The organism is Sphingomonas taxi (genome assembly GCF_000764535.1).
Taxonomy (GTDB): Bacteria; Pseudomonadota; Alphaproteobacteria; order Sphingomonadales; family Sphingomonadaceae; genus Sphingomonas; species Sphingomonas taxi.
In genome coordinates, this window is record NZ_CP009571.1 from 667,268 (window position 1) to 685,408 (window position 18,141).

General features: G+C 69.1%; 18 protein-coding genes. 10 read left to right on the forward strand and 8 right to left on the reverse strand.

Translation table 11 applies throughout. The features are described from left to right. The first annotated feature begins 83 nt into the window (after positions 1-83). Together MC45_RS02905 and MC45_RS02910 are read left to right on the forward strand one after the other, a co-directional pair. Entirely contained in the window at positions 84-1,304 is a 1,221-nt protein-coding gene (locus MC45_RS02905) for a BtaA family protein (RefSeq protein WP_052075494.1), read from the forward strand. Then, entirely contained in the window at positions 1,297-1,941 is a 645-nt protein-coding gene (locus MC45_RS02910; protein WP_038659289.1) for a class I SAM-dependent methyltransferase, read from the forward strand. The genes MC45_RS02905 and MC45_RS02910 overlap by 8 nt, the downstream gene beginning before the upstream one ends. Positions 1,942-1,962: 21 nt before the next feature. Here the strand turns inward: MC45_RS02910 and MC45_RS02915 are convergent, their stop codons facing one another. From MC45_RS02915 to MC45_RS02925, 3 genes are read right to left on the reverse strand one after another with little or no spacing between them, the layout of a single operon-like run. Then, complete coding sequence (locus MC45_RS02915; RefSeq protein WP_038666315.1) at positions 1,963-2,403, reverse strand: acyl-CoA thioesterase; 441 nt, start codon at positions 2,401-2,403, stop codon at positions 1,963-1,965. 59 nt (positions 2,404-2,462) lie between these two features. Next, positions 2,463-2,915, reverse strand: a complete 453-nt coding sequence (locus tag MC45_RS02920) for an NfeD family protein (RefSeq protein ID WP_038659292.1) — start codon at positions 2,913-2,915, stop codon at positions 2,463-2,465. Continuing rightward, a complete protein-coding gene (locus MC45_RS02925) occupies positions 2,912-3,895 on the reverse strand; it encodes an SPFH domain-containing protein (protein WP_038659294.1) in 984 nt (327 codons plus the stop codon). Before MC45_RS02925 ends, MC45_RS02920 begins: the two co-directional genes overlap by 4 nt. Before the next feature lie 74 nt (positions 3,896-3,969). On the opposite strand from MC45_RS02925, the gene MC45_RS02930 reads away from it, so the two are divergent. The 4 genes from MC45_RS02930 (at position 3,970) to MC45_RS02945 (ending at position 7,932) form a co-directional block, all read left to right on the forward strand. Next, positions 3,970-4,707 (forward strand): ATP-grasp domain-containing protein, encoded by a 738-nt coding sequence (locus MC45_RS02930; protein ID WP_038659297.1) that lies wholly within the window; start codon positions 3,970-3,972, stop codon positions 4,705-4,707. Positions 4,708-4,769: 62 nt separating this feature from the next. Beyond that, positions 4,770-6,227: an IMP dehydrogenase gene (guaB, locus tag MC45_RS02935; RefSeq protein ID WP_038659300.1), complete on the forward strand. Its 1,458-nt coding sequence runs from the start codon at positions 4,770-4,772 to the stop codon at positions 6,225-6,227. Further along, complete coding sequence (locus MC45_RS02940) at positions 6,228-7,400, forward strand: RsmB/NOP family class I SAM-dependent RNA methyltransferase (RefSeq protein ID WP_038659303.1); 1,173 nt, start codon at positions 6,228-6,230, stop codon at positions 7,398-7,400. Between the two features lie 31 nt (positions 7,401-7,431). Then, positions 7,432-7,932 (forward strand): tetratricopeptide repeat protein, encoded by a 501-nt coding sequence (locus MC45_RS02945; protein WP_038666318.1) that lies wholly within the window; start codon positions 7,432-7,434, stop codon positions 7,930-7,932. Between the two features lie 254 nt (positions 7,933-8,186). Here the strand turns inward: MC45_RS02945 and rsmA are convergent, their stop codons facing one another. From rsmA to MC45_RS02965, 4 genes are all read right to left on the reverse strand, one after another. Continuing rightward, the gene (gene rsmA / locus MC45_RS02950; RefSeq protein WP_038659306.1) at positions 8,187-9,029 is read right to left on the reverse strand and encodes a 16S rRNA (adenine(1518)-N(6)/adenine(1519)-N(6))-dimethyltransferase RsmA; all 843 of its coding nucleotides are present in this window, start codon (positions 9,027-9,029) and stop codon (positions 8,187-8,189) included. Next, complete coding sequence (gene pdxA, locus MC45_RS02955; RefSeq protein WP_081974315.1) at positions 9,026-10,018, reverse strand: 4-hydroxythreonine-4-phosphate dehydrogenase PdxA; 993 nt, start codon at positions 10,016-10,018, stop codon at positions 9,026-9,028. The genes rsmA and pdxA overlap by 4 nt, the downstream gene beginning before the upstream one ends. A gap of 1 nt (position 10,019) precedes the next feature. Beyond that, positions 10,020-11,339, reverse strand: a complete 1,320-nt coding sequence (locus tag MC45_RS02960) for a peptidylprolyl isomerase (protein WP_245640824.1) — start codon at positions 11,337-11,339, stop codon at positions 10,020-10,022. Positions 11,340-11,465: 126 nt separating this feature from the next. Beyond that, a complete protein-coding gene (locus MC45_RS02965) occupies positions 11,466-13,688 on the reverse strand; it encodes an LPS-assembly protein LptD (RefSeq protein ID WP_179944572.1) in 2,223 nt (740 codons plus the stop codon). Between the two features lie 177 nt (positions 13,689-13,865). Between MC45_RS02965 and MC45_RS02970 the strand changes: the two genes are divergently transcribed. The 4 genes from MC45_RS02970 to MC45_RS02985 all read left to right on the forward strand — a co-directional run bounded on the left by MC45_RS02970 (position 13,866) and on the right by MC45_RS02985 (position 17,159). Then, entirely contained in the window at positions 13,866-15,338 is a 1,473-nt protein-coding gene (locus tag MC45_RS02970) for a leucyl aminopeptidase (RefSeq protein ID WP_038659315.1), read from the forward strand. A gap of 327 nt (positions 15,339-15,665) precedes the next feature. Beyond that, positions 15,666-16,106, forward strand: coding sequence for a DNA polymerase III subunit chi (locus MC45_RS02975; RefSeq protein ID WP_038659318.1), 441 nt, complete (start codon positions 15,666-15,668; stop codon positions 16,104-16,106). 112 nt (positions 16,107-16,218) lie between these two features. Beyond that, positions 16,219-16,641: a nucleoside-diphosphate kinase gene (gene ndk / locus MC45_RS02980; protein WP_038659321.1), complete on the forward strand. Its 423-nt coding sequence runs from the start codon at positions 16,219-16,221 to the stop codon at positions 16,639-16,641. Further along, entirely contained in the window at positions 16,641-17,159 is a 519-nt protein-coding gene (locus MC45_RS02985; protein ID WP_038659325.1) for a GNAT family N-acetyltransferase, read from the forward strand. Before ndk ends, MC45_RS02985 begins: the two co-directional genes overlap by 1 nt. Positions 17,160-17,500: 341 nt before the next feature. Here the strand turns inward: MC45_RS02985 and MC45_RS02990 are convergent, their stop codons facing one another. Continuing rightward, entirely contained in the window at positions 17,501-18,130 is a 630-nt protein-coding gene (locus MC45_RS02990) for a carbonic anhydrase (RefSeq protein ID WP_038659328.1), read from the reverse strand. Positions 18,131-18,141 lie beyond the last annotated feature (11 nt).

The following is an 18,141-nucleotide window of genomic DNA, read 5'->3' on the forward strand; positions in this document are numbered from 1 at the left end:
GTCACGATAGCATCGCGCAACCGACCATGCGCCGTCACAATGGCGGCGCATGGGCCGCTCCCATGACCATGAGGGGCGGATCAATGACCGGTGAAACGCAAAAGGCCGTCGCGGCCGCGATGCAGCGGCACGGCCAGCTTTCCAGACAGGGCCTGCTCGAACGCGCCTTCACCTGGGCGTTCCGCGGCCTCGTCTATGCGCAGATCTGGGAAGACCCGGTGGTCGACATGGCGGCGCTGGCGATCACACCGGACAGCCATGTCGTCACCATCGCTTCGGGCGGCTGCAACATGCTGTCCTATCTGACCGCCGACCCCAAGGCGATCGACGCGGTCGACCTCAACACCGCGCATATCGCGCTCGGCACGCTCAAGCTCGCCGCCGCGCGCCATCTGCCCGATCATGCGAGCTTCCACCGCTTCTTCGGGCACGCCGCCAGCCGCGACAATCTCGCGGCGTACGAACGGCATGTGCGCCCGCATATCGACGAGCCGACGCGTCGCTATTGGGAAGGGCGCGATCTCAGCGGCCGGCGCCGGATCGCCGGTTTCGCCAGCGGCGTCCACAAGCGCGGGCTGCTCGGCCGCTTCATCGGTGCGGCGCATCTGCTCGCCAGGCTCAACGGCGTCGATCCGCGGCTGCTGCTCGAAGCCGAGACGATCGAGGAGCAGCGCGCCATCTTCGAACGCGATTTCGCGCCGGTGTTCGACCGCGGCTTCGTCAAATGGCTGACCGACCAGCCCGCCTCGCTGTTCGGGCTCGGCATCCCACCCGCGCAGTTCGAGGCGCTCGCCGGCGACGGCCGGATGGCGGCGGTGCTGCGCCAGCGGCTGGAAAAGCTCGCCTGCGGCTTCGACCTGCGCGACAATTATTTCGCCTGGCAGGCGTTCGGGCGCCGCTACGGCGAGGGGCCGACCGCGCCGTTGCCACCCTATCTGCAGGCAGAGCATTACGACGCAATCGTCGCGCGCGTCGGCCGCGTCGATCTCCGCCACGCCAATATGACCGAGCATCTCGCCGGCCTGCCTGCGGCGTCGCGCGACCGCTATATCCTGCTCGACGCGCAGGATTGGATGACCGACGAGCAGCTCGGCGATCTCTGGGCGCAGATCACCCGCACCGCGCGCCCCGGTGCGCGCATCCTGTTCCGCACCGCGGGTGAGGCCGACATCATCCCCGGCCGCGTCCCCGATCCGATCGTCGCGCGCTGGCGCTATCAGGCGGAGGCGTCGCGTCGGTTCACCGCGCAGGACCGGTCGGCGATCTATGGCGGCGTCCATCTCTACGTACTCGCCGATGGTTGAGGGGGACCATGCCGGCCGGATGGACCGCATCTACGGCGGGCAGCGGCATATCTACGATCTCACCCGCAAATATTATCTGTTCGGGCGGGATCGGCTGATCGACGGGCTCGACCTGCATGCGGGCGGTACGCTGCTGGAGATCGGCTGCGGCACGGGACGCAATCTGATCCGCGCGGCCCGCGCCTGGCCCGCCGCCCGGCTCTGCGGCATCGACATCTCCGCCGCGATGCTGGCCACCGCACGCGCCAACGTCGCCGCCGCCGGCCTGTCGGACCGGATCGTGCTGGCGCAGGGCGATGCCGCCGGTTTCGATCCGCAGATGTTGTTCGGGCTGGCGCGGTTCGATCGCGTGATGTTCAGCTACACGCTGTCGATGATCCCGCCATGGCGGGAGGCGCTGGCGCAGGGGCTGGCGGTGACGCGCGACACGGGACGGTTGGTGGTGGTGGACTTCGGCACGCAGTCGGGCTGGCCGGCGATCTGGCGCAAGCCGTTTCTGGCATGGCTCGCGCATTTCGACGTCACGCCGCGCGCCGAGCTGGCAGGCGAGGTCACGCGACTCGCCACGAGCCAGGGCCGCACGTGCGATACCAAAATGCTCTGGCGGGACTATTCGCAGATGGCATGGGTCGCGTAATCGACGCCGCCCCGACCCCGGTCAGCCGCGCTCGACCGGCCCCGTCGCCGGCAACGGCCCATCGCCCCGCTGGAAGAATTGCTCGACGATCTCACGCGCCAGCCGTGCCGGCCGCAACGTTTCCGCATCCAGGCAGCACCAGCTCGATTTGACCTCGGCGAGCACCTCTTCGCCGCGCCGGATCACCGTCTCGTAGAAGGCGCGCGCGCCCTGCACCTTTTCGAGCAGCACCGTCGCGATCACGTCGTCGCCGAGGAAGGTCGGCTTGCGGTAGGTGATCTCATGCTTCAGCGCGACCCACAGATGCGCGGTGACCGCTTCCGCCGGCGCGAGCTTCTGCCAGTGGCTGACCACGGCGTCCTGTACCCACTTCAGGTAGCTCGCGTTGTTGACGTGCCCCATGAAATCGATGTCGGCGGGATCGATGCCGATCGGGAAGCTGTGGGGGATGCTCTGGGTCACAGGCTCCATATAGCAGATCGCCGTGCCGCTTACACCCGGCAAGCGTGGTGCGCAGCGAATTAACCGCCCGCCGGCTCGACGATCGCGATCCCGTCGCGGATCGCGACGATCCGCACCCGTGCGCCCGCTTCCGCGACCACGCCGCGCGCCGGCCACGATCCATCGCCGACCACGACGCGGCCGCCCTCGGGACCGATCGCCACCTGCACCACCGCGGTGGTGCCGATCAGCCGCGCGACGCGGTCGTTGAGCTGCGGATCGCTGCTTGGCACCGGAAAATCCACGTACCAGCGCTTGCCGATCAGGACGGTGACGATGCTCCACAACGCGAAGGCGACGATCTGCGCCGCCACCGGCAGCCCGGGCAATACCAGCACCGCGACGCCGACCACCGCCGCGGCGATCGCGAGGAACACCGCGAAGACGCCGGGGATCACCAGCTCGGCGATCCCCAGCAACAGCGCCGCGATCAGCCACGCGCCGCCCGCTCCGCCGATCGTGTCCAGCGTCACGCCGGCGGCAGTTCGAACGGCCCGCGCTTCGCCCCGGGCCTGGCCGCCCCGGTGGCGGCGGTCGGGGCAGGTGCCTTGCCGAGCGCATCCTTGGCCAGCTCGCCGATCCCGCCGAGCGTCCCGATCAATTGCGTCGCCTCGACCGGGAACAGGATCGTCTTGGCATTGGGGCTGGTCGCGAATTTGCCGATCGCCTCGACGTATTTCTGCGCGATGAAATAGTTGATCGCCTGCGTCCCGCCGCGCTCGATCGCCTCGGACACCACCAGCGTCGCCTTCGCCTCCGCTTCCGCGGCACGCTCGCGCGCCTCCGAATCGCGGAAGGCGGATTCCTTGCGCCCTTCCGATTCGAGAATGCGCGCCTGCTTCTGCCCTTCGGCGCGCAGGATTTCTGACGCCCGCGTGCCCTCGGCTTCGAGGATGTTGGCGCGCTTCTCGCGCTCCGCCTTCATCTGCCGGCCCATCGCGGTGACGATATCGGCCGGCGGACGGATGTCCTTGATCTCGACGCGGGTGATCTTGACCCCCCACGGCACCGTCGCATGGTCGACGACCGACAGCAGCCGCGCGTTGATCTCGTCGCGTTTCGACAGCGTCTCGTCGAGGTCCATCGATCCCATCACCGTGCGCAGGTTGGTGGTGGTGAGCTGGAGCAACGCGACATACAGGTCCGACACCTCATAGGCCGCCTTCGGCGCGTCGAGCACCTGGAAGAAGACCACGCCGTCGGTCGAGACGATCGCATTGTCCTTGGTGATGATCTCCTGACCCGGAATCTCGATCACCTGCTCCATCATGTTCACCTTGCGCCCCACCCGGTAGAAGAAGGCGGGGTAGAAGTTGAAGCCCGGGCTTGCGGTGGCGGTGTAGCGGCCGAAATGCTCGATCGTATATTGATAGCCCTGCCGGACGATCTTGATGCTGGTGAACAGATAGAACAGCACCAGGACCAGTGCGAATGCAGCAATCGTGATACCCATGAGCCCTCCCGCCGGCGCGAATCCCTACGCCGTTGCCCGATCCTAGCACAGCTCGACGTCCGACAAAGGTCACCATGCAGCGCATTCTTTTCGGCAACCATTCCACACAGATGCCCGCGATCGCCCGCCATATCGATCATCATCGGTACGAGGCGAGCTTCGCCCCCTTCGACGCGGTCGACCTGTCGCGCTTCGATCTCGTCGTGCCGCTGCGCGTCGGGCAGATCGAGGGCGCGCGTGGCGGGCGCGCGGTGCTCCCGACCGCCGACCTCGTCGCGCTGTGCGACGACAAACTGGCACTCAACCTCTGGCTGATCGATCACGGCTTCGGCGACACCGTGCCCACGCTGCTCGGCGCGCGGCCGACTGACTATCCCTATATCCGCAAGACCCGGCGTGGCGATTTCGGCTTCGGCTGCGCGATGATCCGCGGTCCCGGCGAGAATGACGGCAGCGATCATCCCGACGTCTTCCGCCAGCGCGCGGTCGCCGGTGCCGACGAATACGTCCTCCACCTGCTCCGCGTCGGCGGCACGATCCGCTTCCAGGTCGCCTATCGCTACGACATGGGCCAGCCGCTCGGCGTCCGCGGCGCGGTCGATCGCCCGGCGAGCATCACCCCCGCCGATCCCGGCCCGGCGCTCGGCCCCTGCACCGCGATCCTCGAAGCGCTCGGCTATGACGGCAACTGCTGCTTCAACTACAAATGGGAGGAGGGCGCCTTGCGCATCCTCGAACTCAACCGGCGTTTCGGCGGCTCGCTGGTCGGCGTGGTGACGGAATACGTCACGGCGCATCTCGCCGCCCTCTAGCGCAGATGCTGCGCTGCGGTTACATGGCCCGCCACTTATCCCTCCCGCGAGGAAACGGCACCTTGGACATCCGGCTCGGCCTCACCTTCGACGACGTTCTGCTCGTACCCGGCGAGTCGGACATCCTGCCGAGCACCGCCGACACGCGCACGCAGCTGACGCGCGGCATCGCGCTCAACATCCCGATCCTGTCCTCGGCGATGGATACGGTGACCGAGGCGGACATGGCGATCGTCATGGCGCAATTGGGCGGCATCGGCGTGCTCCACCGCAACCTGTCGATCGAGGAGCAGGTCGCCGCGGTGCGCCAGGTCAAGCGGTTCGAATCGGGCATGGTGGTCAATCCGATCACGATCGCGCCGACCGCGACGCTGGGCGAGGCGCAGGCGCTGATGGCGCATCACAAGATCAGCGGCATTCCGGTGGTCGAGCGCGACGGCAAGCTCGTCGGCATCCTCACCAACCGCGACGTCCGCTTCGCCGGCGATCCCAAACAGCCGGTCGCCGAGCTGATGACGCACGACAATCTCGCCACCGTCTCGACCGACGTCGGGCAGGAGGAGGCGCGCGTGCTGCTCCACCAGCGCCGCATCGAGAAACTGCTGGTGGTCGACGAGGCCTATCGCTGCGTCGGCCTCATCACCGTCAAGGACATCGAGAAGGCGGTGACCTATCCCACCGCGACCAAGGACGCCTCCGGCCGGCTGCGCGTCGCCTCGGCGACCACCGTCGGCGACAAGGGGTTCGAGCGGACCGAGGCGCTGGTCGACGCCGAATGCGACCTGATCGTCATCGACACCGCGCACGGCCACAATCGCGACGTCGCGCGCGCCGTCGAGCGGGTGAAGAAGCTCTCCAACTCGGTGCAGGTCGTCGCCGGCAACGTCGCGACGGGCGAGGCGACGCGCGCGCTGATCGACGCCGGCGCCGACGGCATCAAGGTCGGCATCGGTCCGGGCTCGATCTGCACCACCCGCGTCGTCGCCGGTGTCGGCGTGCCGCAGCTCACCGCGGTGATGGATTGCGCCGAAGCCGCCGCGAAGCACGGCGTTCCCGTGATCGCCGACGGCGGCCTGCGTACCTCGGGCGACCTCGCCAAGGCACTGGCGGCGGGCGCCTCGACGTGCATGGTCGGCTCGCTGCTCGCCGGCACCGAGGAGGCGCCGGGCGAGACGTTCCTGTATCAGGGCCGCGCCTACAAGAGCTATCGCGGCATGGGATCGGTCGGTGCGATGGGCCGCGGCTCGGCCGACCGCTATTTCCAGGGCGACATCAAGGATCAGATGAAGCTGGTCCCCGAGGGGATCGAGGGGCAGGTCGCCTATAAGGGGCCGGCGCGCGACGTGATCCACCAGCTCGTCGGCGGCATCAAGGCGGCGATGGGCTATACCGGCTCGGCGACGATCCCCGATCTGCAGAAGCGCGCGCAATTCGTCCAGATCACCGGCGCCGGGCTCAAGGAAAGCCACGTCCATGACGTCACCATCACGCGGGAAGCCCCCAATTACCCGACCCGCTAAGTGACCCCCGCCGCCCGCACCCAGGCCGCGATCGAGTTGCTCGACGCGGTCATCGCCGCGGCGCGCGGCGGTGGCGCCGCCGCCGACACGCTCATCGCGCGCTATTTCGCCACTCGCCGCTACGCCGGGTCGAAGGACCGCCGCGCGGTGCGCGAGCTCGTCTATGCCGCGATCCGCCGCGCTGGCGAGATCCCCGCCTCGGGCCGTGCCGCGCTGCTTGGGGTCGCCGCCGCCGACGCGGCGATCGCCGCCACCTTCGATGGCTCGTCGCACGGCCCCGCACCGATCGCCGCCGGAGAGGGCGCGGCCCCCGGCGGCGTCATGCCCGCCTGGCTCGCCGATGCACTCGCCGCCTCGGGGATCGGCGCCGAGCAGCAGGCGGCGTTGATCGGTCGCGCTCCGCTCGACGTGCGCGTCAACCGGCTGCTCGCCGATCCGGCGACGCTCGCCGAACGGCTCGGCGGTACACCGATTCCCGGTCTACCCGACGCGCTGCGGCTGCCCGCCGGCACCAATATCGACACGCTCGCCGGTCAGGCCGAAGTGCAGGACGCCGGCAGCCAGATCGTCAGCCTCGCCGCGCTGGCGCAGCCCGGCGAGCGGATCGTCGATCTCTGCGCGGGCGGCGGCGGCAAGACGCTCGCGCTCGCCGCGGCGATGCGCAACGAGGGGCAGATCCTCGCCGCCGATATCGACCGCGGCCGCCTGTCGCGCCTCGCGCCCCGCGCCGCCAGGGCCGGCGTGACCATCGTCGAGACGCGGCTGCTCGACCCCCGGCGCGAAACCGAGGCGCTCGCCGACTGGCAGGACGCCGCCGATTGCGTGCTGATCGACGCGCCCTGCTCGGGCACGGGCACATGGCGGCGCAATCCCGAGGCACGCTGGCGGCTGACCCCCGACCGGCTCGCCGGCTTCGCCGCGCAGCAACGGCACGTCCTCGCCGTCGGCGCGGCGCTGGTCCGGCCCGGCGGCGCTCTGGTCTATATCACCTGTTCGCTGCTCGATGCCGAGGGCATGGATCAGGTCGACGCCTTCCTCGCCGATCATCCCGGCTGGACCGCCGCGCCGCTCGATCTGCCCGCCGGCACGCCGCGCGGAAAGGGCTATCGGCTCGATCCGGCAAGCGACGACACCGACGGCTTTTTTGTCGCGCGGCTGACCCGCCCCTGCTAATCCGGCAGCCGTGCCCCCAGTGGAGACCTTCATGCGCGTTACGTCCGTCGCTCTTGCCGCTGCGCTGACCCTCGTCTGTGTCTCGACCTCGCTCAGCGGCCAGCGACCCGACGACCAGATCGACGCGCGCTCGCTGCAATTGCTCGCGCAGGGCCGCGCCGCCAGGGCCGCCGGTAACCTCGACGGCGCGACCGACCTGCTCGAGACCGCGGTCGCGGTCGATCCGCGCAACCGTCAGGCGTTCGTCACGCTTGCCGAGGTCGCCGAGAGCCGTGGCCTGCCCGGCAAGGCGATCCGCTTGTACCGCGAGGCGCTGACGCTCGAACCCAATGACGTCGTCGCGTTGCGCGGGCAGGGCGAGGCGCTGGTCGCCAAGGGCGCGGTGGCGATCGCCAAGACCAATCTCGCCAAGATCCGCACGCTCTGCAAGGCCGGCTGCCCGGAGGCAAACCAGCTGGCGGCAGCGATCGCCAAGGGACCGCCGGTCACGACGGCACAGACCGAAACCAAGCCGACCGCGCCGAAGGAATAAACGCCCGGCACGGGGAGGGGACCGCATATGGTTGTTAGTGTGAGTCCCTCGTGTTCCAAACCCACCCCGTCACCCCGGACTTGTTCCGGGGTCCACTCCGCGGCGAGGAGAACGGCTTGAGCAAACACCGTTCTCCCGCGGCCCGGTGGACCCCGGAACAAGTCCGGGGTGACGGATCTAATTAGGGAACCGATCAAGCCTCATTACCGCAGCCATAGAAGAGGCTCGGTGTGGCACGCGTTGGGCCTCTAGGCTCAGCCCGCGCCGCCCACCACCCGCGCCAGCGCGACGAATTCGTCGACGCCCACCGTCTCCGCCCGCCGCGTCGGATCGATCCCGATCTGCTCCAGCCCGGCCAAGGCCCCCGGCACGCCCTTCAGGCTCTGCCGCAGCATCTTGCGTCGCTGGCCGAACGCCGCCGCGGTGATCCGCTCCAGCACGCGCACCTCGACCCCCTCCGGCGCCTCGCCCGGTACGATATGCACCACCGCCGACATCACCTTGGGCGGCGGGGTGAAGGCCGAGCGGTGCACCGGCATCGCGATCCGCGCCGACGAGCGCCATTGGCTCAGCACCGCCAGCCGGCCATAGGCGTCGTCGTTCGCCGAGGCGACGATCCGCTCGGCGACCTCTTTCTGGAACATCAGCGTGCACGACTGCCACCACGGCTGCCATTCCGCGGTCAGCCAGCCGACCAGCAGCGCGGTGCCGACGTTATAGGGCAGATTGGAGACGATATGCGGCCGCCCGGCGAACAGCGCCGGCGCATCCACCGCCAGCGCGTCGCCCTCGATCACGCGCAGCTTGCCGGGATAGGCCTCGCCCAGTTCCGCCAGCGCCGGGATGCAGCGCCGGTCGCGCTCGATCGCGGTGACGTTCGCCCCCGCCGCCAGCAGCGCGCGGGTCAACCCGCCGGGCCCCGGCCCGACCTCGAGCACCTCCGCGCCATCGAGATCCCCCGGCACCGCGGCGATCCGTGCCAGCAACTGGCCGTCGAACAGGAAATTCTGGCCCAGCGCCTTGCTGGCGTTGAGCCCGTAGCGCGCGATCACCTCGCGCAGGGGCGGCAGCTTGCCGCCCGCGGGTGCGTCGGTCATGCCCGCGCGCGCCGATCCGCTGCCTGACCTGCCAGCGCGATCGCCGCGATCATCGCGCCGGGATGCGCCTCGTCGCGGCCGGCGATGCCGAAGGCGGTGCCGTGATCGGGCGAGGTCCGCACGATCGGCAGGCCGAGCGTGATGTTGACGCCCTCGTCGAAATGCAGCGTCTTGATCGGCACCAAAGCCTGATCGTGGTAGCAGCAGAGCACCGCATCATAGCCAGCGCGGGCCCGCGCGTGGAACAGCGTATCGGCGGGGAACGGCCCGGTCGCGTCGATCCCCTCGTCACGCAGCTGCGCAATCGCCGGTGCGAGGATGTCGATCTCCTCGCGCCCGATCGCGCCGCCTTCGCCGGCATGCGGGTTGAGCCCGGCGAAGGCGAGCCGCGGCGCGGCGATCCCGAAATCGCGGGTCAGCCCCAGCGCCGTGGCGCGGCCCTTGGCGACGATCAGCTCGACCGACAGCAACGAGGGCACTTGCGCCAGCGGCACGTGGACGGTGATCGGCACGACGCGCAGGCTCGGCCCGGCAAGCATCATCACCGCATCCTCCGCGGCGATGCCGCAGCGTTCGGCGACGAATTCGGTCTGGCCGGGATGGTTGAAGCCGATGCCGTACAATTGCGCCTTGGATACCGGACCGGTGACCAGCGCCCGTGCGGCGCCGCTGCGGACCAGTGCGATCGACCGTTCCAGCGCCTGCAAGGCCGCCTTCGCACCGCCGACCTCGGGCGCGCCCGGCGTCACCGGTCCGGCATCGCCGACCGCCAGCACCGGCAGCGCACGGTCGAACACCGCCGCGGCCTCATCGAGATCGTCGATCGCCTCGACCGGTCCGCTCCACACCCGCCGCACCGCTGCGGGATCGCCGACGAGCGCGAACTGCGGCAGGCTGCGCAACGCCCGCACCGCCCAGCTCTTGGCGACGATCTCCGGTCCGATCCCGGCGGGATCGCCCATCGTGATCGCGAGCGGCGCCTGGCTCATGTCAACGATACTCGATGACCGCGTCGCGGCGCAGATCGCGCAGCTTGCTTTGCGCGCGCAGGTTGACGCGCTGCTGTTCGAGCTGACCCTGGATCTGCGCCGCACCCGGCACCGCCGACTGCTGCGCATCGTCGCGACCGCAGAGCACCAGCGCGCGCACGCCCTCGGTCGGCGAACCGAACGGCGGGGTCGCCTGACCGACCTGCAGCTTGAGCAGGATCTCCTGCAACTGCGGCGGCAGGTCGCGGATGCGAACCGAATCGTTGTCGACCACCTCGGCGCCGATCGTCGCGGCGACCTTCTCGACCGTGCCGCAGCCCTGGATCGACTGGACCGTCTTGGCAAAGGTCGCGGCACGCACCTGCGCCTGCGCCTGCGTCGTGCCGGCGGGGAAGCCGACGGTGAGCTGCTTCAGGCTGAGCCGCGCATCGCGTGGGTCGGCGGCACCGATCGTGCGCTTGTCGGTGAGGTAGAGGATCGAGAAGCCGCCCGGCGTCTCGATCGGGCCGGCGACCTGGCCGACCTGCATCTGCTGCGCCGCATCGGCGAGCGGCTGCGGCAGCGTCACCAGCCGGATCCAGCCGAGATCGCCGCCGACGCCGCGCGTCGACGCTTCCGAATAGTTGCGCGCGAACAGCTCGAACGGCTGCTGTGCCTTCTGGATCTCGCCGATGATCTGCTTGGCCTTGGCGAACACCTCGGCGCGGTTGGCGTCGTTCGCGCTCAGGTAGATCTCGCGCAGATTATATTCCTCGGTGCCGCGCGACGCTTCGATCCGCTTCTGGATCGCGCTCACCTCTTCGTCGCCGACGTTGACGAACGGCTCGATCTTGCGGCGCAAATAGCGGCTCCAGGCGAGCTCGCCCTCGATCGCACGGCGCAGCGACCGCTCCGACGATCCGGCCTTGCGCAGCGCGACGCGCAATTGCGGCACGGTCATGTTGAACCGCTTGGCGAGACCCGCCTCGCTCTGGTCGAGCTCGGCGGCGGTGACGGTGATCTCGGCGGTCTTCGCCTCCTGGATCTCCAGCGTCTCGTCGATCAGCTGGCGCAGGATCTGCAACTTGAACTCGTCGACCTGCTCCGCCGCCGGGCCGCGGCCGCCGTTGTTGAAGACGGTGAGCGCCAGCCGCTGGTCGACGTCGGTACCGGTGATGACCGTGTCGTTGACGATCGCGGTCGGCTTGCGCACGTTGGGGTCGAGCTTGCCGAAGATCTGCAGATTGGTGGGGATGTTGAGGTTGGTCTCGGGCACCTGCTGGTCGGGCACCGTCTGCGCGACCGCGCCGGTGGCGATCGCCGCCAGCGCGAGCCAGCTCATGGTGCGACCGATCCGGGCGCTGCGTCGATTGTTCTGCGTCACGTTCTTCCGTTACCCCAAAGCTCGGCGTCGCGCATCGGGCACGACGCCTGTTCCGGTCATGCCCCGATCCATCTGAACTGCGGCTTAGCGACCGAGGTTGGTCAAGGCCAGCGTCAACAGGAAGCTGTTGCCCGAGCGCGCGTCGCCCGTATCCTGATAATCGCGCCGCCACGTCATGCCGAGCCGCAGGCAGTCGTCCTCATATTGGACGCCGAGCCGGTGGCGGATCGGATCGAAGCCGTCGGACAGCGACTGCGGGTCCTCGCTGCGGTCGGTGAGGTCGATGACGGTCGAGCCGAACACCGACCAGAAGCGCGCGAACTGCACGCGGCCGGCGAGCCGCACCTCCTCGCGATCCTGGAGATCCTCGATCGCCGGGAAGATGTTGCGGTTGAGTCTTAGATAGCCGGCGAGGACATAGGTCGAGCGCGAGCCGATCGTCGCATCCACCTCGTTGCGGCGCACCGCCAGGCCGTCCTTGTCGAGCCGGTAGCGGTGGATGATCGAGACGAAGTCGCGGATGCGCAGCGTCGTGCGCCCGACGAAATCGGAGAAGCGGTCGCTCAGCCCGGTGCCGCTCGGCAGGATCGTCGGCCGCTCCGACAGGCGATAGCTCTGGCCGATCACCGTGTCGAAGGTCACGCCGGGCACCGCCACCGCCCATTCCGCGCCATAGGTGGCGCGGCTGCTGTCCTCCCACCGGTCGTAGCCGGCGAAGCGGTTCAGCGCGAACAGGTTCGAATCCTCCAGGTCGACCGCGCGCGCATCCTCGTTGGGCACGTCGAGATTGGCGACCTTGGGGCTGGCGACGATCTGCAACCGCGGCGTCAGCCGCTGCGTGCCGCCGAGGAACTCGCCGACGAACGGCCATTTGATGTCGGCCGCCAGCGCGCCGATCGCGCGCGCCTGAAAGCCGTCGATGCCGCGATAGCTGGCGACCGTCGTCAGCAGCGAATCGTGCGTGTTATAGGCGTCGGCGCGGGCGTAGGCGGTGAACGTCACCTCCTGGCCCCAGTTGGTCAGCCGCCGCAGGTCCCATTGCCCGGCGACGAACGCGCGCTGCGTGTCCTGTCCCTCGGTACGGGTGATCGCCAGCGTGTTCGCCTGCAACTGCAATTTGCCGCCGGCGAGATCGATCCGCTTGCGGAAGTCCATCTCGGGCAGCGCGATCGGCTGGTTGCCCTGCGGATCGTTGACCCGCAGCGTCTGGATGTACCAGCCGGTCAGCGCGAAATAGGTGTTGGGATCGATCCGCTCGAGCGAGGCGGTGGTGCGCAGCCGGTCGTCGCGCGAGATGTCGTAGCGGCGCAGGAAGGTGCGGTCGCTGGCGATCCGCGCCGATCCGCTGACGCTCCAATTAGGGGTCAGTTGGTAGCGGGCGATGCCGTCGATATAGCCGCGGAACGCGCGTTCGGTATCGGTCGGCGTCACCGTGTTGAGATCGTCGCTGCGCCGGCTCTCGGTGACGTAGCCGGTCACCTGGAAGGCGCCGTTGGTGCCGAGCGCCTCGTAGCGCGCCTGCATCATCGGCAGCACCGCGGAGAAGACGTGCGGGGTGAGCGTCAGCCCCTTGTTGGGCGCCAGCCGGAAATAATAAGGCGTCACCAGTTCGAGGCCGTTGACCCGGTCGAGCTGGAGGTCGGGCGCGAGCAGGCCGCTTTCCGAACCGCCGCCGACCGGCATCGAGAAAGCGGGCAGGGGCAGCGCCGGCAATCCGAACAGGTGGAACTGGCCACCACCGAAATAGACGCGCTCGCGATCGGGCCGATAGGTGATCCGCACCGCGGTGATCTGCCACGACGGCGTCTTCGGGCAGCCTTCGGAGGTCTGCACCGCGCACGGCGTATACGCGGCCTTGTCGAGCTGCATCGAGCCGTCGGTGCGGCGCGTGCCGCGCTCCGCCGCCATCCGGCCGCCCTGTTCGAGCACGACCAGCATGTTCTGGACGACCCCGTCCTTGAGCGAATCGGTCAGCTCGATCGAATCGCCGTAGGCGACGTCGCCCTGCGGATTGGTGACCGCGATGTTGCCGGTCGCGACGACCTTGCCGGTCTTGCGGTTCCACACCACCTTGTCGGCGCGCAGCCGGTCGCCCTGGCGGAACATCCGCACCTCGTCGAGCGCGGTCACCATGTCGGCATTGCTGTCATAGTCGAGACTGCCGGCGCTGAACTGCACCTGATCGTCGTCGGCGGGCGTCGCCAAGGCGGGATCGCTCGCCGGTGGCGGCGCGACCGGGCGGTTCTGCAGGTCCTGCGCCGCCGCCGGTGCGACGAGGAGGGCCGCGGCGAGCGCACAGCCGGCCATAAGGTCGAAACGCAACACGATTATCCGAATACCCTTTCGGCGTGGCCGGCCCCGCCCTGAACGGCGCCGCACCCCACGCCCGCCTATCGCATCACCCGCGCGGCGCTGCAATCGTTGTGCTTGCCGCCCGGCGACCTTAGATCATGCGCCTGTTCTCGTCCCAGGAAGTCACCCTATATGCAGATCGCCTTCTCGTCCGCCGCTTCCACCGCCCCTGCGATCCTCGCGCTGCCGATCGAGAAGGATCTCGCCGGCCGCGCCAGCTGGGCGGGTCTCGGCGACGGGCATCAGGCGCTCGCCACCGCCGCGGCCCGCGCAGCGCGCTTCGACGGCGAGGCCGGCGCGATCGTCGGGCTGTTCGTCGCCGAGGGCGACGCCACGCGCCAGGTGCTGCTGCTCGGCGTCGGCGCCAATGGCGAGGCGGATTGGGAGAAAGCGGGCGGCGCGCTCGTCGCCAGATTGCTCACCTCCGGCGCCACCGACGTGACCGCCGACCTCTCGGCCGCCAGCCCGACCGCGAAGGCCGCCGCGCGCTTCGCCGCCGCCGCCGCGCAGCGCGCGTGGCGCTTCGACCAGTATCGCACCAAGCTGCCCGAAAAGCAGAAGCCGACGCTCGCCACGCTGACCATCGTCGGCGCCCCCGCCGACACCGACGCCGCCTGGGCGGCGCAGCATGCGGTCACCCAGGGCCTCGACCTCACCCGCAACCTCGTCGCCGCGCCGCCCAACATCCTCTATCCCGAAAGCTTCGTCGAACAGGTCCGCGCCAGCGTCGAGGGGCTGGGGCTCGAGATCATCACCGTCGACGAGGCGGAGATGGCCGAACTCGGCATGGGCGCGCTGCTCGGCGTCAGCCAGGGCTCGGTGCGCGAGGCGCGCATCCTCGCGCTCAAGTGGAACGGGGCGGGCGAGGGCGATCCGTCGCTCGCGCTGGTCGGCAAGGGCGTGACCTTCGACACCGGCGGCATCTCGCTCAAGCCCGGCGCGGGCATGGAGGACATGAAGTGGGACATGGGCGGCGCCGGCGCGGTCGCCGGCACGATGAAGGCGCTCGCCGCACGTAAGGCGAAGCTCAACGTCGTCGGCGTGATGGGCCTCGTCGAGAACATGCCCGACGGCAATGCGCAGCGTCCCGGCGACGTCGTCACCTCGATGTCCGGCCAGACGATCGAGATCCTCAACACCGATGCCGAGGGCCGGCTGGTGCTCGCCGACGCGATCACCTGGACGCAGAAGACCTTCCGTCCGAAGACGATCATCGATCTCGCCACGCTGACCGGCGCGATGATCGTCAGCCTCGGCAACGAATATGGCGGCGTCTTCGCCAATGACGACGGCCTCGCCGACACGCTGCTCGCCGCCGGCCTCGCGACCGGCGACAAATTGTGGCGCTTCCCGCTGTCGGACGCCTACAACAAGCTGATCGACTCGCCGATCGCCGACATGAAGAACGTCGGCCCGCGCGGCGCCGGCTCGATCACCGCGGCGCAGTTCATCCAGCGCTTCGTCGACGAGGGCGTCGCCTGGGCGCATCTCGACATCGCCGGCATGGTGTGGAGCGACAAGGCCGGCGCCACCTACGACAAGGGCGCCACCGGTTACGGCGTCCGCCTCCTCGACCGCGCCATCGCCGACCATTTCGAAGCCTGACCGCGGCCACGCCCCTTCCTGCACGGGAGGGGCAGGACCGACGAGCAACCGCCTACGGCGGCGGCAGCGAGGCTCGATCGGGCTCCACCTGCTACCCGTCACCCCGGACTCGTTCCGGGGTCCACTGGGCCGCAGGAGAACGGGGTCGCCTCAAGCCGTTCCCCTCGCCGCGAGGTGGACCCCGGAACGAGTCCGGGGTGAGGGAGTGGGTACGGAAAGCGCGTGGCCAACCTCAGGGCCCGAATGGGACGGCCGTGCTCGATACGCGACCACGCATTCATCACCGCATGGGGTGACGCCGCTCCACCGCCACGCTACCCCGCCCCGATGCAGGTCGACTTCTACCATCTCACCGCAACCCCGCTCGACCGCGCGCTGCCGCAGATTGCCGCGAAGGTTGTCGAGACCGGCAACCGGCTGCTGATCGTCAGCGCCCGCGACGAGCAGCGCGCCGAACTTGACCGGTTGCTCTGGGTCTATCGGCCCGACAGCTTCCTGCCGCACGCCCAGCTCGGCGCCGGCGACGATGCCCGCCAGCCGATCCTCATCGCACCCGAGGTTCGCGCCGCGAACGGCGCCCGCTACGTCGCGCTAGTCGACGGCGAATGGCGCGACGCCGCGCTCGACTTCGACCGCGCCTTCCATGTCTTCGAAGACGAGTTCATCCGCCCGGCGCGCGACGCGTGGCGCGCGCTCGGCGGTCGCGACAGCGTCGAGCGGCGCTATTGGAAACAGAATGACGCCGGCCGCTGGGAACAGGCGGCCTAGGTCGCGGTCCGGCGCCGGTTTCGCGGCCCCGCCGAAGCGGTTGCAAAGCCGGCGCCCCCCGACTAGGGCGGCGCCACTTTCCGCCCGTTCAAGACAGGAGCCCGTGACCATCATGGCCGCGAACCGTACCTTTTCGATCATCAAGCCCGATGCCACCCGCCGCAACCTGACCGGTGCGGTCACCAAGATGCTCGAAGAGGCCGGCCTGCGCGTCGTCGCGTCCAAGCGCATCCAGATGACCCGCGAGCAGGCCGAGGGCTTCTACGCCGTCCACCGCGAGCGCCCGTTCTTCAACGACCTCGTCAGCTTCATGATCTCCGGTCCGGTCGTCGTGCAGGTGCTCGAGGGCGAGAATGCCATGCAGCGCAACCGCGACATCATGGGCGCGACCAATCCGGCGAACGCCGAGCCCGGCACGATCCGCAAGGAACTCGCCGAGTCGATCGAGGCGAACAGCGTGCACGGCTCGGATTCGGACGAGAATGCCGAGATCGAGATCGCCTATTTCTTCAAGCCCGAAGAGATCGTCGGCTGATGACCTGGCGGCTGCGGCGCGCGTCCCCGGAGGATGCGCCCGCGGTCGCACTGGTGGCGGCCGCAAGCTTTCTCACCACCTTCGCCGGCATCCTCGACGGTGCCGACATCGTCGCGCATGTCGCGAAGAACAGTTCGGCCGAGCGCTTCGCCGCATGGACGACCGATCCGGCCAGCGTGGTGACGCTCGTCGAGCATCCCGATGGCGCCGCGCCAGTCGGCTATACGTTGCTCACCACGCCCGATTTGCCGCTGACGATCGATGCTGGCGATATCGAACTCCGCCGCATCTACACGCTGCCGGCGGCTTATGGCTCGGGCCTCGGGCAGGCGCTGATGATGCGCGCGGTCGACGACGCGCGGGCGATGGGCAGGACCCGCCTGCTCCTCGGCGTCTACGGCGGCAACGATCGCGCGCGGCGCTTCTACGAACGACAGGGCTTCGCGATCGCCGGCCGCCGCCAATACCGGGTCGGCGCGACGCTGTGCGACGACTTCATCTACGCGCGCGCCTTATAAATCCTCCCCGCTAGGGGGAGGTGTCAGCGCAGAGCGCTGACAGAGGGGCAGGAAAGGGCGGGCGCCTGATTAGAAAGCTTCACCCCATCCTCCCCCTCCGTCACGCCTTCGGCGCGCCACCTCCCCCTTGCGGGGGAGGAATTAGGCGTTGCATCGCGCCCACGCGAATATGTGATCGGCAAAGTCCTCCCCCGCCAGGGGGAGGGGGACCGTTCGGCGAAAGCCGAATGGTGGAGGGGGAGGAAAGGGCGGCAGCCCTATTATAGCGCTCCGTCCTATCCTCCCCTCCGTCACCGCTGCGCGGTCACCCCCCTTTTTTGGGGGCGGACCGGATCACTTCATCACGCCGGTGCGAACACCCCGTCGTCGTCCATCACGTGCAACTGACCGTCGGCGATCGCGAAATACGCCCCGCGCAGCTTGAGCGTGCCCGCGGCCTCGCGGTCCGCGACGAACGGGAAGGTGCGCAGGTTGGCGATGCTGACCCGCACCGCTTCATGCTCCAGTTCGCGCTTCGCATCGGCGCCGTCGCCGAAATCCGCCTTCACCTTGTCGCGCGCATCGTCGAGCAGTCCGACCCAGTCGGAGATGAAGCCGCCTTCGCCCGGCTTGCTGTCCTTGAACCCGCCCGACAGCGCTGCGGCGCAACCGCCGCACGACGCGTGGCCCATCACCACCACCTCGGGCACCTCGAGCTGCGTCACCGCGAATTCTACCGCGGCCGAAACGCCGTGATAGCCCTTGCTCGTCTCGAACGGCGGGACGAGGTTGGCGACGTTGCGCACCGTGAAAATCTCGCCCGGCGCGACGTCGAAGATCTGCATCGGGTCGACGCGGCTGTCCGAACAGGCGACCACCATCACCTTGGGGTCCTGGCCCTGGCTGAGCTGGCTCCAGCGCTCGCGCTGTTCGGTCCAGCCCTTGGCGCGGAACCGGCGATAGCCTTCGACCATATCGGCGAAATCGGTCATTGTACCTCCAT

Excerpts from the sequence above, each read along its gene's own strand:
- MC45_RS02905 (WP_052075494.1), top strand. The coding sequence starts at position 84 with ATGACCGGTGAAACGCAAAAGGCCGTCGCGGCCGCGATGCAGCGGCAC.
- MC45_RS02910 (WP_038659289.1), top strand. The coding sequence starts at position 1,297 with ATGGTTGAGGGGGACCATGCCGGCCGGATGGACCGCATCTACGGCGGG.
- MC45_RS02925 (WP_038659294.1), bottom strand. The coding sequence starts at position 3,895 with ATGGGTATCACGATTGCTGCATTCGCACTGGTCCTGGTGCTGTTCTAT.
- MC45_RS02930 (WP_038659297.1), top strand. The coding sequence starts at position 3,970 with ATGCAGCGCATTCTTTTCGGCAACCATTCCACACAGATGCCCGCGATC.
- MC45_RS02945 (WP_038666318.1), top strand. The coding sequence starts at position 7,432 with ATGCGCGTTACGTCCGTCGCTCTTGCCGCTGCGCTGACCCTCGTCTGT.
- rsmA (WP_038659306.1), bottom strand. The coding sequence starts at position 9,029 with ATGACCGACGCACCCGCGGGCGGCAAGCTGCCGCCCCTGCGCGAGGTG.
- pdxA (WP_081974315.1), bottom strand. The coding sequence starts at position 10,018 with ATGAGCCAGGCGCCGCTCGCGATCACGATGGGCGATCCCGCCGGGATC.
- MC45_RS02960 (WP_245640824.1), bottom strand. The coding sequence starts at position 11,339 with ATGAGCTGGCTCGCGCTGGCGGCGATCGCCACCGGCGCGGTCGCGCAG.
- MC45_RS02965 (WP_179944572.1), bottom strand. The coding sequence starts at position 13,688 with ATGGCCGGCTGTGCGCTCGCCGCGGCCCTCCTCGTCGCACCGGCGGCG.
- MC45_RS02970 (WP_038659315.1), top strand. The coding sequence starts at position 13,866 with ATGCAGATCGCCTTCTCGTCCGCCGCTTCCACCGCCCCTGCGATCCTC.
- MC45_RS02975 (WP_038659318.1), top strand. The coding sequence starts at position 15,666 with ATGCAGGTCGACTTCTACCATCTCACCGCAACCCCGCTCGACCGCGCG.
- ndk (WP_038659321.1), top strand. The coding sequence starts at position 16,219 with ATGGCCGCGAACCGTACCTTTTCGATCATCAAGCCCGATGCCACCCGC.
- MC45_RS02985 (WP_038659325.1), top strand. The coding sequence starts at position 16,641 with ATGACCTGGCGGCTGCGGCGCGCGTCCCCGGAGGATGCGCCCGCGGTC.
- MC45_RS02990 (WP_038659328.1), bottom strand. The coding sequence starts at position 18,130 with ATGACCGATTTCGCCGATATGGTCGAAGGCTATCGCCGGTTCCGCGCC.